The 12850-nt window shown below is 40.8% G+C and carries 15 protein-coding genes; 3 read left to right on the forward strand and 12 right to left on the reverse strand.

The window, feature by feature from the left end:
* Positions 1–166 precede the first annotated feature (166 nt).
* The 3 genes from BV902_RS12105 to BV902_RS12115 are packed head-to-tail and all read right to left on the reverse strand — an operon-like array spanning position 167 to position 1598.
* The gene (locus BV902_RS12105) at positions 167–700 is read right to left on the reverse strand and encodes a hypothetical protein (RefSeq protein ID WP_075992152.1); all 534 of its coding nucleotides are present in this window, start codon (positions 698–700) and stop codon (positions 167–169) included.
* A complete protein-coding gene (locus BV902_RS12110) occupies positions 675–1109 on the reverse strand; it encodes a hypothetical protein (protein ID WP_075992153.1) in 435 nt (144 codons plus the stop codon). The genes BV902_RS12105 and BV902_RS12110 overlap by 26 nt, the downstream gene beginning before the upstream one ends.
* 9 nt (positions 1110–1118) lie before the next feature.
* Positions 1119–1598: a hypothetical protein gene (locus BV902_RS12115; RefSeq protein WP_075992154.1), complete on the reverse strand. Its 480-nt coding sequence runs from the start codon at positions 1596–1598 to the stop codon at positions 1119–1121.
* Between the two features lie 274 nt (positions 1599–1872).
* Here BV902_RS12115 and BV902_RS12120 point away from each other — a divergent pair, with 274 nt between their 5' ends.
* Positions 1873–2619, forward strand: a complete 747-nt coding sequence (locus tag BV902_RS12120) for a nucleotidyltransferase domain-containing protein (protein ID WP_075992155.1) — start codon at positions 1873–1875, stop codon at positions 2617–2619.
* Positions 2616–3683: a DNA polymerase beta superfamily protein gene (locus tag BV902_RS12125; RefSeq protein WP_075992156.1), complete on the forward strand. Its 1068-nt coding sequence runs from the start codon at positions 2616–2618 to the stop codon at positions 3681–3683. Before BV902_RS12120 ends, BV902_RS12125 begins: the two co-directional genes overlap by 4 nt.
* Positions 3684–3805: 122 nt before the next feature.
* On the opposite strand, the gene BV902_RS12130 is transcribed toward BV902_RS12125, so the two are convergent.
* The 9 genes from BV902_RS12130 to BV902_RS12170 form a co-directional block, all read right to left on the reverse strand.
* On the reverse strand, positions 3806–4570 hold the full coding sequence (locus BV902_RS12130; protein WP_075992157.1) for a LytR/AlgR family response regulator transcription factor: 765 nt from the start codon (positions 4568–4570) through the stop codon (positions 3806–3808).
* Complete coding sequence (locus BV902_RS12135; protein ID WP_075992158.1) at positions 4551–5567, reverse strand: sensor histidine kinase; 1017 nt, start codon at positions 5565–5567, stop codon at positions 4551–4553. Before BV902_RS12135 ends, BV902_RS12130 begins: the two co-directional genes overlap by 20 nt.
* A gap of 120 nt (positions 5568–5687) precedes the next feature.
* Complete coding sequence (locus BV902_RS12140) at positions 5688–6086, reverse strand: DoxX family protein (protein WP_075992159.1); 399 nt, start codon at positions 6084–6086, stop codon at positions 5688–5690.
* A gap of 26 nt (positions 6087–6112) precedes the next feature.
* The gene (locus tag BV902_RS12145; protein ID WP_075992160.1) at positions 6113–7156 is read right to left on the reverse strand and encodes an alpha/beta hydrolase; all 1044 of its coding nucleotides are present in this window, start codon (positions 7154–7156) and stop codon (positions 6113–6115) included.
* 43 nt (positions 7157–7199) lie between these two features.
* Positions 7200–7640, reverse strand: coding sequence for a hypothetical protein (locus BV902_RS12150; RefSeq protein WP_075992161.1), 441 nt, complete (start codon positions 7638–7640; stop codon positions 7200–7202).
* Entirely contained in the window at positions 7637–8617 is a 981-nt protein-coding gene (locus BV902_RS12155) for a heme-binding domain-containing protein (RefSeq protein WP_075992162.1), read from the reverse strand. The genes BV902_RS12150 and BV902_RS12155 overlap by 4 nt, the downstream gene beginning before the upstream one ends.
* 127 nt (positions 8618–8744) lie before the next feature.
* Positions 8745–9518 carry a DUF1223 domain-containing protein gene (locus tag BV902_RS12160; protein ID WP_075992163.1) on the reverse strand — a complete coding sequence of 258 codons (774 nt, stop codon included), beginning with the start codon at positions 9516–9518 and terminating at the stop codon, positions 8745–8747.
* 33 nt (positions 9519–9551) lie between these two features.
* On the reverse strand, positions 9552–10010 hold the full coding sequence (locus tag BV902_RS12165) for a protein-disulfide reductase DsbD N-terminal domain-containing protein (protein ID WP_075992164.1): 459 nt from the start codon (positions 10008–10010) through the stop codon (positions 9552–9554).
* Positions 10011–10146: 136 nt separating this feature from the next.
* The gene (locus tag BV902_RS12170) at positions 10147–11445 is read right to left on the reverse strand and encodes an epoxide hydrolase family protein (protein ID WP_075992165.1); all 1299 of its coding nucleotides are present in this window, start codon (positions 11443–11445) and stop codon (positions 10147–10149) included.
* Between the two features lie 378 nt (positions 11446–11823).
* Here BV902_RS12170 and BV902_RS12175 point away from each other — a divergent pair, with 378 nt between their 5' ends.
* Positions 11824–12771, forward strand: a complete 948-nt coding sequence (locus tag BV902_RS12175) for an alpha/beta fold hydrolase (protein WP_083663576.1) — start codon at positions 11824–11826, stop codon at positions 12769–12771.
* The last annotated feature ends 79 nt before the right edge of the window (positions 12772–12850 follow it).

Genomic DNA, 12850 nt, shown 5'->3' on the forward strand with positions numbered 1-12850 from the left:
CAGAAGAACTGGAAGCCGCAACTTATCGGTGTATTTTGGGAGCACTGTAAATTTTTTCTTGAAATACTTCTTCATTTAAATCATATCAATCTTGAAGGGTAATTCGAATAGATAACCAATAGTTAAACTTAGGAGTCCGCTTTTAAATTTAGGCATTAAAATTAAATTACTCAGCGATCATCACCTTTTCCTCCCTGATATTATTTAGAAAATCCGTGTATTTTATGGGTAGCTTTTTTCTGTGGTAATAAAAATAGAAGTCAAATGAGCCCCCGATGATTCCCTTATCCGGAGCATATACAAATCGATCAATTCCTCGCTCAAAATCATAATTATACTCATGTTGTGTCCAATCGACATAGGTCCAAAACTGATATCCCGTTCCATGCTGTGCTAAGGTGATTTTTTTGGATAGGTATTCTCTTCTGTCCCGGGACCAATCTAAAAAGGAGAGCGGGTCTTCACCTATCAGATATAAAGGGAATTGTAAACTAGGATAAGCGCCTTTAAAAATTTTTTCGAATTGAAGTACACTATAGGTCGAATCTTGGGTATTGATAGTCCCATAGACATTCGTAAAAGCTTGCGGACGATTGCGGACTGCATAAAACTGTAACAAACAATACTTTGGTGCATAGTAAGTATCTCCTTTTTTTATAATTAGCTTATACGCATTATAATACTTTGTTGTTTGCTTCACCGTGGTGTTGAAGTACGATAACGTATTTTTTTTTATGAAGCTCTTCCAGATCTTTAAAGTTAATCATTGAAGAACGAACAGTATCGGGGTTGATTTCATACCAATCTTCTGAACCATCTAAATCAGGTAGAATGGAAAATAGCATGATATTATAATCATGTTGTCCATTATATATACCCTTATTACCAATAAACGTCTGTACCCTACTCATTACATTAAAAAGATGCACTTCACGCTTGATCTTATATAGCGGATAGGTGTTTAACCTAAAGGATGACGTTACAAACTCTTTGGTATCTTCTTCAAAAAGGAAATATTTGGTCTGACTAAATCCTTCAGTATAGAATAATAGGTAGATAACGATCAACCAAATTTTATTGCACTTTGTTCTAAGCTTAACAATGTTCATTTTTGACTGTTATTTGAATTCACCATCCCATTTTAAAGTGATTCTGTTCCCTGCATTGGTCTCGAATTTTAAAATTTCTCTATTCCCATATTTTTTGGTTACCAATGTTCCCTTGGTAACGTTGATTCTGTCGGTTTGTCCGTAATCTTCCTCTAATTTATAGGATACATCTATAGCATTATTTTTCACAATCGTTGAGACAGAATTGATAAAATAGCTGCCAGAAGAAAGTTGATTGTTACGGGTAAAGAACAGTAATTTTATGCTATTTTTACTAGTCGCAGAGCTAAAAGTGTACAGATGATTTATTCCGTCTACTAGCTTACCATCAACAATTAGATTTCCGATCGATGTTTGTTTAGATCCCTTATCAAAGGCATAAATAGCTTTGTTTACTGTAATTGTACCTATGCCGTTTTCTTTTTCTTCGTTTTTTTTACATCCGGTAAAAAAAGAGACTATAAAGATGACTGGAAATAAAAATTTCATATATGGTTTTATTGGGAAACTCAAATCTATATATTATTGAGTATTAATGCAAGTCGGTGTTTTAGGTTTGACGAATGAAAGAGTTGCTACCTTATGTTACGCAATCTATCTGCGTACTTTTATATTCCTATGTAAGGTTCGATTTTTCATGGAAAATTATATGCCTGATATTGAGTGATCTCCTGTTGTTTTTATGCTCTTTTTTTAATGCGCAAAAAGGCTTCAGTATCGCAATCGATCTTTGTGTTAATGAAAAATTAAAAAACACGAAGAAATGAAAGCACATATCATCAAAAAGCTCATGGAAATAGAAGCGAGCGAAGGAATACGTATACTTTTCGCCTGTGAATCAGGAAGTCGGGGCTGGGGTTTCCCATCAATCGACAGTGATTACGACGTACGTTTTTTTTATGTGCGAAAAGCGGAGGACTACACCCGCTTGTTTCCGCTGGCGACCGAAATGCGATTTCCAATAATCGATGACCTCGATATGGTAGGTTGGGACCTCTTTAAAGTACTCACATTATTGTATAAGAGTAATGTGAGTCCATTTGAATGGATACAGTCGCCAGTCGTCTATTACGAGTTTAACGGATTCAAAACAAGTTTTAGGACAATGATCGGAAATTATTTTGACGCACGTAGGCACGCCCATCATTATTTAGGGATTGTCCGTAGCAAAATTGAAGATCTCCAACGAGAAACGAATAAGCTCAAGAGCTTATTTTATATCCTAAGATCTTTACTTGCAGCAGACTGGAATATCACCTATCGCAGTTATGCGCCTATGACATTGGCAGAACTATCCGTATTATTGCCTGATGTTGTAAAAATGGAAGTGTTGGAATTGCAGCTGTTGAAGAGTCAAGTAGATGAGGGGTTTATATACAACTGTTCGGCGACCATAAGCAATTATATTGAAACAAGGTTAATAGATTTAGAGCATCAAGTAAAACAGGTTCCCGTATCTGTATCGGATAAGGAAGGACTGGAGAATTACTTTAAAACCGTATTAAGATGACTATAGACGAACTTCGAGATAGCGGGCTGATCCTGTTTAAGGCCGTTGTCGGTAGCCGGGCATATGGATTGGCCACAGCATCTTCCGATACCGATATAAGGGGGGTGTTTTATCTGCCCCTGGAATATTACTTGGGCGGTCAATATATTGCGCAGGTTGCAAATGCAAGCAATGATGAAGTTTACTATGAGCTTGGGCGCTTTGTGGAGCTTCTTTCAAAGAGTAATCCTACTGTATTGGAGCTTTTGGCTAGTCCTACCGATTGCATACTATACAAAGATCCTCTGTTTGATCAATTTAAAATGCAGGATTTTATCACCCGAGAGGCCGCAATGACCTTTGCGCAATACGCCATGGAACAGGTGCGGAAGGCAAAAGGATTGAACAAGAAAATCAACAATCCGATGGATCGAGAACGTAAAAGTTTACTGGATTTCTGCTTTATCATAGCTGGTAATGGTAGTTTATCGTTAAGAGCCTGGTTAAGCAAGCAGTTGTGGAAACAGGAAAACTGTGGTTTAGCGAAGATCGAACATGCAAAGGGGATGTATGCCCTGTATTATGATGAGACTCAGACTTTGGGTTACAAAGGCATCGTTGCTACATCAGAGAGCACTGAGGTTTCCTGCAGTTCTATCCGTAAGGAAGAAACACTTTGTGCGTACCTCTTTGTTAATCACGAAGCTTACTCTTCGTATTGTAAGTCCTATAATGAATATTTTAGTTGGGTTTCAGAACGCAATGAAGCGCGCTTTCGAGGGACAATGAATCACGGGCAGGGCTATGATGCCAAAAATATGATGCATACCATACGTCTATTGCAACAGGCAAAAGAGATTTTGTCTAAAAGTGAACTACAGGTACAACGTTTCAATAGGGAAGAGCTCCTGCGCATCAAAAATGGTGCTTATAGCTATGATGAACTTTTTGTCTGGTCGCAAGAGCTCTTTCAGGAAGTGCAGGAACTCTGCTTGCACAGTTTACTTCCGGCAGTGCCAGATCAGGATAAGCTAATGCAGCAATTGGTTGACATGCGTAAGCAGCTTTATCAGATCAAGCTATAATTCCTAATGCAAGGATCTAATCTGTTATTCCAAATGATCTTACGAACTTTAAATTAGATCGAAGACCAAAACATGTTAACTTTTAAGTGGACATATTCAAGCATAAAGCGGACATTTGTATCTTAACGATCTTCCAGCCAACTGAGGAACTGGGCGGTCTTTTCTTTGCCTATAAGCAGCTTATGGTCTGTGTGGACAGTCAATTTGACATATAGCTTCCTGGCGAAATAATGTTCAACCTCTTTAACGGCCGAAAAACTGATTAAATACTGTCTGTTCAGCCGAAAAAAATCTTTGCCAGATAATTGGGTGGCCAGCTGATCCAGGGATTGACTGAGATCAAAATGCTCACCCTTAAAAGTCACCATGGTCGGAGAGGTGTAGTTAATATAGATAAAAGCAATATCTTCTGTCTTCACCGTCATGTACTTATTGTTTTTGAACACGAGAAAGCTCTTCTTTTTATTGTCTTCGCCACTGATCTTCTGGATCAGTTCAACAAGATTATTTTCGGTGGTTTTCTGAAAGAAATTCTTGAAATTATCTACCTTTTCAAAAGCGTTTTTTAAGTCTGTTTCTGAAAAGGGTTTAAGTAGATAATCAATTCCGTTCTCTTTTATAGCCTCCATTGCGTATTCACCAAATGCTGTGCAAAAGATGACAGGACATACAACCTTTACCGACTTGAATATATCAAAACTGATCCCGTCAGAAAGTTGTATATCCATAAAGATAAGATCCGGCGTGGCACTGTCAGAGAGGTAATCTATAGCTCCTTCAACGCTCTGGATCTTTGCCATGATCTTAGACTCTGGACGAAGTTTCGATATCAGGTTCTCGAGGGAACGGGCAGCTTTAATCTCGTCCTCAATTATTAGTATGTTCATATATAATGGGAAGTTTTATAGTAAATGTTTCAGTATCCATTAGGATACTGATCTCCTTTTCGGATAGATGAAGATAACGCTGGTTGATATTTTCAAGTCCTAAACCGGTAGAAGGTTCCGGTATTTTCCTGGGCTGTATATTATTGCTGACAATAAGGTAATCACCTTCCTGCCCAATGGATATATGTAGGGGTTTCTCAAGTGAAACTATATTATGTTTAATGCAGTTCTCTACCAAGAGCTGCAATGTAAAAGGAGGAATAAAACTTCCATAAATTTCACGTCCTAGATTCATTGAAACAACTAAACCTTCCTCAAAACGTGCTTTTAATAGGTAAATATAGGAGTCCATGATCTGTAGCTCCTCTCCGAGTGGAAGTAGGTTCAGTTTGAGGCTGCCCAAAGTAAATCTGTAAAAATCAGCAAGCTTGATGATAAATTCCGCTGACTGAGTGTCATTGCTTTCCACCATGTATTTTAACGTGTTGAGACTGTTGAACAGAAAATGCGGATTTACCTGCTGTTTTAAAAGCTCATACTGTGCTGCGAGGTTCGCGGACATCGAACGCTCAAGTTCCCGTACCACCTGCTGGTTGAGATAAGTCTGGTATAGGAGATGTATAAACATATAGAAAGTCAGGTTGATGAGTACACCTCTGACCTCATACATCAGCATTTTAGGTCCAAAATTGAGATGTGAAAGGATGTAATACTGTATTGAGGAAAGTAGGAACATCAATACCAAACCAACTCCTAAACCTCTGAAAAGTTGAGGTGATATCACATTTTTGCTGCCCGTTTTCTTTGTATAGGCTGGTATCGAATAGATATTGTAATACCAGATCAAAAGAGCAAAACCCGTGGTTACACCAAAGTCCGCAATACCCTCAGAAAGAATAAAATTATGGTCCACAATCTTTGGGATAGATGTTAGTATACCCAATGATATTGAACTGATCCAGATTAGTTTATAGGATATATAAAAAGGTGTCTTCATATTTTGCTTACCGTTGTTAAGCTGATAATGTTTTATATAATTTGCTGGTATTTCGGGCTGTTTGAAATGCCAGCAAATTAGCGAAAAATGTTTTATATCTAAATACCTGATACTTGTAATTTAAGTATTTAGATCTTTTGCTGTATAAATGACATGATTTATCCTATTAAATGAAAAATAGGTCACTGAAAGTATAGTAATGGCAACGCATGTATCGATTACGGAAGAAGGTTCAAGAACAGCAATTTTTGAGAAGAACGCAAAAATAATATCAAAATACATACCTGCGAAAACCCATTCCTTAAGCCTTTTAAATCTATTCGGTATCAGTAATATAGTAACACCTAAAATTTTGAATACGCCGAGAATGTATATAAAATGCGCTGGATAGCCTAATTTTTGTGTGATGTCCCATACTGCAGGGTTATGTGTCAGTTCAAAAAAGCCGCTGAGCCCAAACCATATTGATATCAGGATACTTCCTGCAAAATAAATCTTTTTGTATGTTGAATTTTTCATAATATTTTTTGTGATTAATTTCTTTATTATTTAGAAAGTGAGTCGGCCTCAATAATGGCATCCGCAAATTCTTTGGGAGCTTCCTGTGGCAGGTTGTGTCCGATCCCACCCGTCAGGTTATGGTGTTTGTACTTTCCTTTATATTTGGAAGCATAGTTTTCAGGGAGTGGAAACGCCGCACCGTTGGCATCACCTTCCAGGGTCACGGTCGGTACGGTGATATCCGGTGATTTGGCGAGCTTTGCTTCAAGTTCGTCGTACTGTTTCTCTCCGGGAGCCTGCCCCAACCGCCAGCGATAATTATGGATCACGATAGCAACATGGTCAGGATTTTCAAACGATCTGGCCGAGCGCTGATAGGTTTCCTCATCAAAAGACCATTTCGGGGAGGCTGTTTTCCAAATTAGTTTGTTAAAAGCCGCTGTATGTGCTTTGTAACCTTTGTAACCCCGCTCCGTTGAGAAATAGTACTGGTACCACCACAAGAATTCAGCAGCCGGTGGAAGTGGGATTTCATTTGCTTTGGGGCTTCCGATCAGATACCCGCTTACAGCAACCAGCGCAGAAACACGCTCCGGCCAGAGGGCTGCCATGATATCGGCAGTCCTGGCGCCCCAGTCAAAGCCCCCAACAACAGCTTTATCTATTTTCAGGGCATCCATGAAGGCGATGATATCGAGCGCCACAGCGGACTGCTGTCCGTTACGTACAGTCTTTGGAGAAATAAAGGTTGTTGTTCCGTAACCCCGGAGATAGGGCACAAGTACTCGGTATCCTTTTGCTGCAAGCAATTCAGCGGATTTTTCAAAACTATGGATATCGTATGGCCATCCATGGAGCAGTATAACGGGCTTCGCGGTTTTTGGACCGACCTCTGCGTAGCCTATATCAAGCAGTCCTGCCCTTATTTTTTTTGTATGCTGGAATGCGGAGTCTACGGTGTTGTCAGCCTGTACATGTTTATCCTGAGAAAGCTGTTGGGCGTGGACTAATGATGCACCTGCTGTGGCAAGCAGGGATAACGAGAGGGTGAAAATCACCTTTTTGCCAAAATTTGCTATTGTATTCATTGGATCTGTTTTTTGTCGATTTTAAATTATTGAGTTGAAGCTATCATTGTGGAAAATTTACGGGATCAGTATCCATTATGTCGGCAATACGCTGCTCTCTGGATTCCCCGGAGGGCATTTCACCATATTCTGTGGTATAGTCCAGTTTGCCATCGCCGCCGGCTTTTACCGTCTCTACACGCAAGAGTTCACCATTTACTTTACTCCCAAAATATTGCGGATCTTCCATCATTTTATAGGTAACAAGCTTGAGGGAAACGCGGTCGTGACTATGTCGGGCTCCTTCCAGGAGGGACAGGGCTTCCTTATTCCCGTATAATGCCGACATCGTCTGCCTGTCCGTATTAAAAGATGATGAGATAAATTTCAGTTCGCCGGGTTCAAACATGAACCGTATTTTTCCATTCTCTTTATCTGATATGTTTTTGCTGCATGAGCCGAAGATTAAACTACTTAGAAATAGTACGGATAGGATCTTTTTCATTTTTGGACAGTTTTTAAATATTGCTGGATCATTCTTTTGGAGTTCACTTTCGGCGGAACATTGAACAGGTAACCCGTCGATTCTGCGAGCTGCCTATGACAGCTGATACAGGACTGTTGCGCAAACAGTGCGGTCTTTCCGGTGGGTTTTAAATCTTGACCATTGAATTTCGCAAAACCCCAGCCTTCGGTTTCCTTATATGTTTTTCCGTCTTTTACCATGTACTGCATGTTTACGAAATCTCCGGGCACGATATCTCCATTGGCTTTTCGGGTCTGTTTAAAAACCGCCTTGGCCACTGCACTGCCATTGGGCCAGGGGTGGAAGTTTTCCTCTTCGATAGCGCGGACTGCGATGTCATTTCCGTAAATCACGCGTAGTGTATTGTCGATAAGCGTGCTCATCCCGATCACTTTCCAGTTCTTAAAATCGGCATTGTACGGGATTCCGTTCGGTGATACCGGGGCAAGGGCAGCTGTTGTTTCTAGTACGTTCGCAATACCCTGATGTGCAGGTAGCAAACCATCTCTTGCGGATAGCGAAAGGGCATACTGTTTTATGGTCGCTACTTCAACAGCAGATAGTTTTGAGTCCGGATGTGTGAGCGCATAGGAAGGCAGGGGCATCTTACCCGCGTTTACCATATTGTAAATGGCATAAAATTTACCTTTCTGTTCCGCATCGGAGAGCTTATCCCACTCGGAAAAATTCATCACTTCCCGTGCACGGTCAATATCCCTGTTCACGATCCACGATACCGGGGCAATTTTATCAAAGAACGATAGTCGCTGCTCATTGGAATGGCAGTTGAAACAGGAACGTTCTAGGATAAGCTGAACCTGTTTGGGCACATTTCTGATATGTCCGGTTACGGCTTTTTGTTCAACGGTTCTATTGAAAAATTGGAGAGGGATAAGACCGACCACAATGCAGATGAATATGGTGGGTATCAGTTGGAGTCGTTTTAGGAGTTTCATGATCTTTGCTCTTGTGTTATGTTAAAATTAAGGTAAAGTACTACCCTAGGGAAGCTCAAAACAGTTGGACCGGACATATTGCATGTTGAATTCTTCTTTTGGATCCCCGAAATCGACAATCCATTTCCTAAAGGTTTATGCTTGTGGCAGCTAGTATTTCTCCGGATTTCTTGTTCTGCTCGAAAGCGATGATTTCCCATGCATGACCGGTTTCCGGAAGTTTAACAGAAAAACTGTCCTGGGCTTTAGTGCCCATGCTCTTCAGCTCGCGTACAACCTGCACATGGGAGAGGGCTTTTCCGGCGTTCTCTCCCGCAGATACCTGAGAGGAAGCGTGTTTCTGGACAAGAGCGACGAGAATGTCCGAATTTTTGGAGCTAGAGGATGATACATAAGCGATCTGGATATTTTTGCCTTCGGCTTTCAATACTTTTAAAGCAAGGGTTTCAGTATGTTGTTGCAGCATCGCGGACTGGATGCCGCTGATGACTTTGTCTGTTTCCGATCCGACCATTTCCTGTCTGCCATTGATGACCAATTGGGGGGTATATAAGGTACTTAGATTCATCCATGTGGCGTACTGTTTCTGTCTTTCGGTAAAACTGCTTTTGCTGAAGCGATCTTTCCATCCCTGATGATCCCAGTAATCGACATGAAAGGCCATGATATAAAGTTTTTTATTCAGGTTATCCTTCTCAAGTTTTGCAATAAGCTCATCTGCGGGAGGGCAACTCCAGCAACCTTCTGAAGTAAAGAGCTCGACCACGGCGAAGCTTTTGTCGGAGTTGCTGCTTTTGATCTTTTTGAGGTTTTTATCATCATTGATACCCTTGAAGGCCATGATCAGGGCAATGATCGAAGGCAGGCTCAAAACGTATAGTATTTCTTTTATTGATTTCATGATCTAAATTTTTAAGCTGTTTATAGTTTGTTGTTAGTTGAAGATTTTTAGGGAGAAGCCGAAATCCTGTGGCGGAACACATACCTGATCGCTGCACTGCATAAACTGAATGGTTCCCCGGATTGTTCCATTTTTGCCCTTTAATCTGATCTTCTGACCGAACTCGACCTCATTTTCAAAATAGGTAACTGGCATGCCTAGAAGTTTATCAAACTTCAACAGTGGGCTGGGCTGGCTCACATTTCCCACCAATTGGTAAGATCTGTCAGGCTCGAATTTAAAATTCATCTTGATCGGGCTCAGGGGGCTGTTGCCCAGTGCATACATATGCCATCCGGGGGCGATCCTGGCCTTCATCCGGATTTCGCCTTCTTCGGGGGATTTCCTTTTAAGCGTGCATTCCCATGTCACCTGACCAGATAAGGTCTGTCCTTTTGAGTGTGAGCAGAACATCATCAAAACTGTCACTACTAAAATTGCTAATCTCTTCATTTCTATATTTTTAATTATTAAACCTTAAATTCTTTGTACAAATAGACCGGAATTATGCTTTTGCTGCCACTGTAAACTGCTTGAAATAGACGTTTTAAGCCCTGAAATGGACAGTTTGGATCATAAAGGAAGATCATCACAGTTGATCCCGTAGCGTTTTAAAAGCGTTCCTCATTTCCTGCGTGAAGAGCTCCGGCTGTTCCCATGCCGCAAAGTGCCCACCTTTTGGTGCGATATGATAATAGTATAAAGAAGGATAAGCCGCTCTCGACCAGCTTTCTGGTGCTTGATAGATTTCATGCGGAAATACTGAAATAGCTACAGGAATTTTTATGCGCTTTGTTTGCTGATGTTCGGAACTGAAATTGTTGTTATTATTTTCCCAGTAAAAGCGGGACGAGGATGCTCCGGTATTGGTTAGCCAATACAATGTTATATCGTCAAGGATCGCATCGCGGCTAATTACTTTTTCTGGCCGGAGGTTACTTTCTGACCACTCAGCGATCTTTTCGTATAAAAACGCTGCTAGTGCAGTTGGAGAATCAGAAAGCAAATAGCCTGTAGTTTGTGGCCTAGTCACCATCATCCCGCCATACGCTGCGTTTCTGCCAAAGAAAGTGCGCATTGAATTATAAGCCTTTGTTTCTTCTGGAGAAAGGCTTGTCGGAGCGGGATCACCGGCGTTGATTGGTTTTATCAGGTCTGCAGGAATTGTGGCCGGCATAGTCAGGTGGATACCCAATAGCCCCGAAGGAGCCTGTCTGGCAAGCGCGTTGGAGATTACAGACCCATGGTCTCCACCTTGAGAAACATATTTTGTGTAGCCCAGACGTTTTACCAAAATATCCCAGGCTTTGGCAACACGCTCTGGGTTCCAGCCAAGTTCTTTAGGGATTTCGGAAAATCCATATCCTGGAATTGCGGGAATGATAACATCAAAGGCATCTTCAGCTTTACCACCGTATTTGACGGGATCTGTCAGTGGGCCTATAGCATCGATAAATTCCAAGGGTGACCCTGGCCACCCATGTGTAAGGATAAGGGGTAAGGCACCTTTTTCCTTTGAACGCACGTGGATAAACTGTATGTCAAGTCCATCAATCTTGGTGACAAACTGTGGCAGCGCGTTCAGTTTGTTTTCAAGCTTACGCCAGTCATAGCCATTTCCCCAATAATTGATCAGTTCTTTTAACTGGGCTAGTTGTATGCCCTGTGATTCATCGTTTACCGTTTCGCTATCTGGAAACCGGGTCTCCGAAATACGTCTTTTCAGTTCATCAAGTTTAACCTGTGGAATATTGATCTTGTAAGGTCTGACACCAGTTTCTGCGTTTACGCTTCCCGTTTTTGCTATGGTGCGCTGTGCAATCGTAATTGTAGGAATACATAGTGCGCATGTCGCTACCATAAGGATTGTTGTTATTTTTGTCTTCATTTCTTTTTTGTTTTAGATTTTACGATCTGATTTCTTTTGTTGCAACAAATGTATGTGGGTCGGCGTGGGTGTTAAACGGAGAATAGGTTCAAGTGGACATATTCACAGGTGAGCTGGGAGTTTTAATGCTCGAACAGGAAGTTCCATTTTTATAAATCGGATTGAAAGTAAGATATCGGCAGATAAAAGAACCGGCTATGAAGGTTTTTGATAGAAAGCATTGTCCTTTAATGAACGTAGTGGTACTTTTCTATGAAACTATATGAGCCGCGGAATTGACTAATTCACTTACAAAATTGTCCGGTTCAACTGTTTTGGGTATGTAGTGCTTTGACGATCGTTTTAAGTTTGCTTCATAATCATTAAAACAATAATAAAATGAAGACAATCAGAAAATTTACTATCGCAGGCGTACTATGTTTAAGCCTTTTTTCCGCAGTATCGATTTCGTGTAGCGACGATAATGATTTACCAATAGAGCAGGAGACGACCATTGTAAATCACAAAAATGCGAAGACCAGCTTTATCAATGTGAAAGGAACAGATTTCGCTTACCGAAGTTGGGGTAAAGATGGAGGAATTCCGCTAGTATTACTACCTGGAACAGGTGGTTCTATGGATGATTGGGATCCTGCGGTGACCGACGGTCTAGCGAAAGAATATAAATTGATCATATTTGATAATAAAGGAGTGGCATCTTCCAAAGGAGCGACCCCCAATACTATCCAGGCAATGGCTAACGATGCCATTGATTTTATCAGAGCAATGAATTTGGGGAAGGTCAATATTATGGGATTTTCAATGGGCGGATTCGTGGCTCAAAGAATTGTTTTGACGGATCCCGAACTAATTAATAAAATAATTTTAGCTGATAGTGGGCCCAAGGGAGCTATTGGTCTTTCCAATCTTCCAAATATAATTGCTGGAAGTGCAGGACTTAGTCCCGAAGATTCCTACTTAAAATTCGGATTTACCGATTCACAGTCAAGTATTGCGTCTGGAAAATCATCTTATGCTAGAGTTCATCAACGGATAATTGATAGAGATCCAGTGCTTAGCGATGCTAGTTCGTCTGCTCAGTTTACAGCTGTACTAACCTGGGCACAGCCAGACCCCGGAGCACTGGATGAAATTAAGGCTATCAAAAAACCTGTTTTAATCGTACACGGTGATCAGGACCTTCCAATTTCCATTCAAAATGCCTACAATATGAAACAAAATTTAGAAAACGCTATGCTTTTAGAGTTTTCAGATTCGGGGCACGCCGCATTTTATCAAAATTATGAGACTTTTTTAACGAAGGCTATTGCATTTCTTGCTCAATAGGTTATCTGAAAAAAAATGATAAATAGCTAACAGGTTTTTCGTTTGAAACGATTATTAAACAGTAAATTGCAAAAGCACG

This window comes from Sphingobacterium sp. B29, from assembly GCF_001952815.1.
Classification (GTDB): domain Bacteria; phylum Bacteroidota; class Bacteroidia; order Sphingobacteriales; family Sphingobacteriaceae; genus Sphingobacterium; species Sphingobacterium siyangense.

What these genes read in the sequence shown, in the direction of transcription:
- BV902_RS12110 (WP_075992153.1), bottom strand. Translation starts at nt 1,109, where the DNA reads ATGAACATTGTTAAGCTTAGAACAAAGTGCAATAAAATTTGGTTGATC.
- BV902_RS12115 (WP_075992154.1), bottom strand. Translation starts at nt 1,598, where the DNA reads ATGAAATTTTTATTTCCAGTCATCTTTATAGTCTCTTTTTTTACCGGA.
- BV902_RS12120 (WP_075992155.1), top strand. Translation starts at nt 1,873, where the DNA reads ATGAAAGCACATATCATCAAAAAGCTCATGGAAATAGAAGCGAGCGAA.
- BV902_RS12125 (WP_075992156.1), top strand. Translation starts at nt 2,616, where the DNA reads ATGACTATAGACGAACTTCGAGATAGCGGGCTGATCCTGTTTAAGGCC.
- BV902_RS12130 (WP_075992157.1), bottom strand. Translation starts at nt 4,570, where the DNA reads ATGAACATACTAATAATTGAGGACGAGATTAAAGCTGCCCGTTCCCTC.
- BV902_RS12135 (WP_075992158.1), bottom strand. Translation starts at nt 5,567, where the DNA reads ATGAAGACACCTTTTTATATATCCTATAAACTAATCTGGATCAGTTCA.
- BV902_RS12140 (WP_075992159.1), bottom strand. Translation starts at nt 6,086, where the DNA reads ATGAAAAATTCAACATACAAAAAGATTTATTTTGCAGGAAGTATCCTG.
- BV902_RS12145 (WP_075992160.1), bottom strand. Translation starts at nt 7,156, where the DNA reads ATGAATACAATAGCAAATTTTGGCAAAAAGGTGATTTTCACCCTCTCG.
- BV902_RS12150 (WP_075992161.1), bottom strand. Translation starts at nt 7,640, where the DNA reads ATGAAAAAGATCCTATCCGTACTATTTCTAAGTAGTTTAATCTTCGGC.
- BV902_RS12155 (WP_075992162.1), bottom strand. Translation starts at nt 8,617, where the DNA reads ATGAAACTCCTAAAACGACTCCAACTGATACCCACCATATTCATCTGC.
- BV902_RS12160 (WP_075992163.1), bottom strand. Translation starts at nt 9,518, where the DNA reads ATGAAATCAATAAAAGAAATACTATACGTTTTGAGCCTGCCTTCGATC.
- BV902_RS12165 (WP_075992164.1), bottom strand. Translation starts at nt 10,010, where the DNA reads ATGAAGAGATTAGCAATTTTAGTAGTGACAGTTTTGATGATGTTCTGC.
- BV902_RS12170 (WP_075992165.1), bottom strand. Translation starts at nt 11,445, where the DNA reads ATGAAGACAAAAATAACAACAATCCTTATGGTAGCGACATGCGCACTA.
- BV902_RS12175 (WP_083663576.1), top strand. Translation starts at nt 11,824, where the DNA reads ATGAAGACAATCAGAAAATTTACTATCGCAGGCGTACTATGTTTAAGC.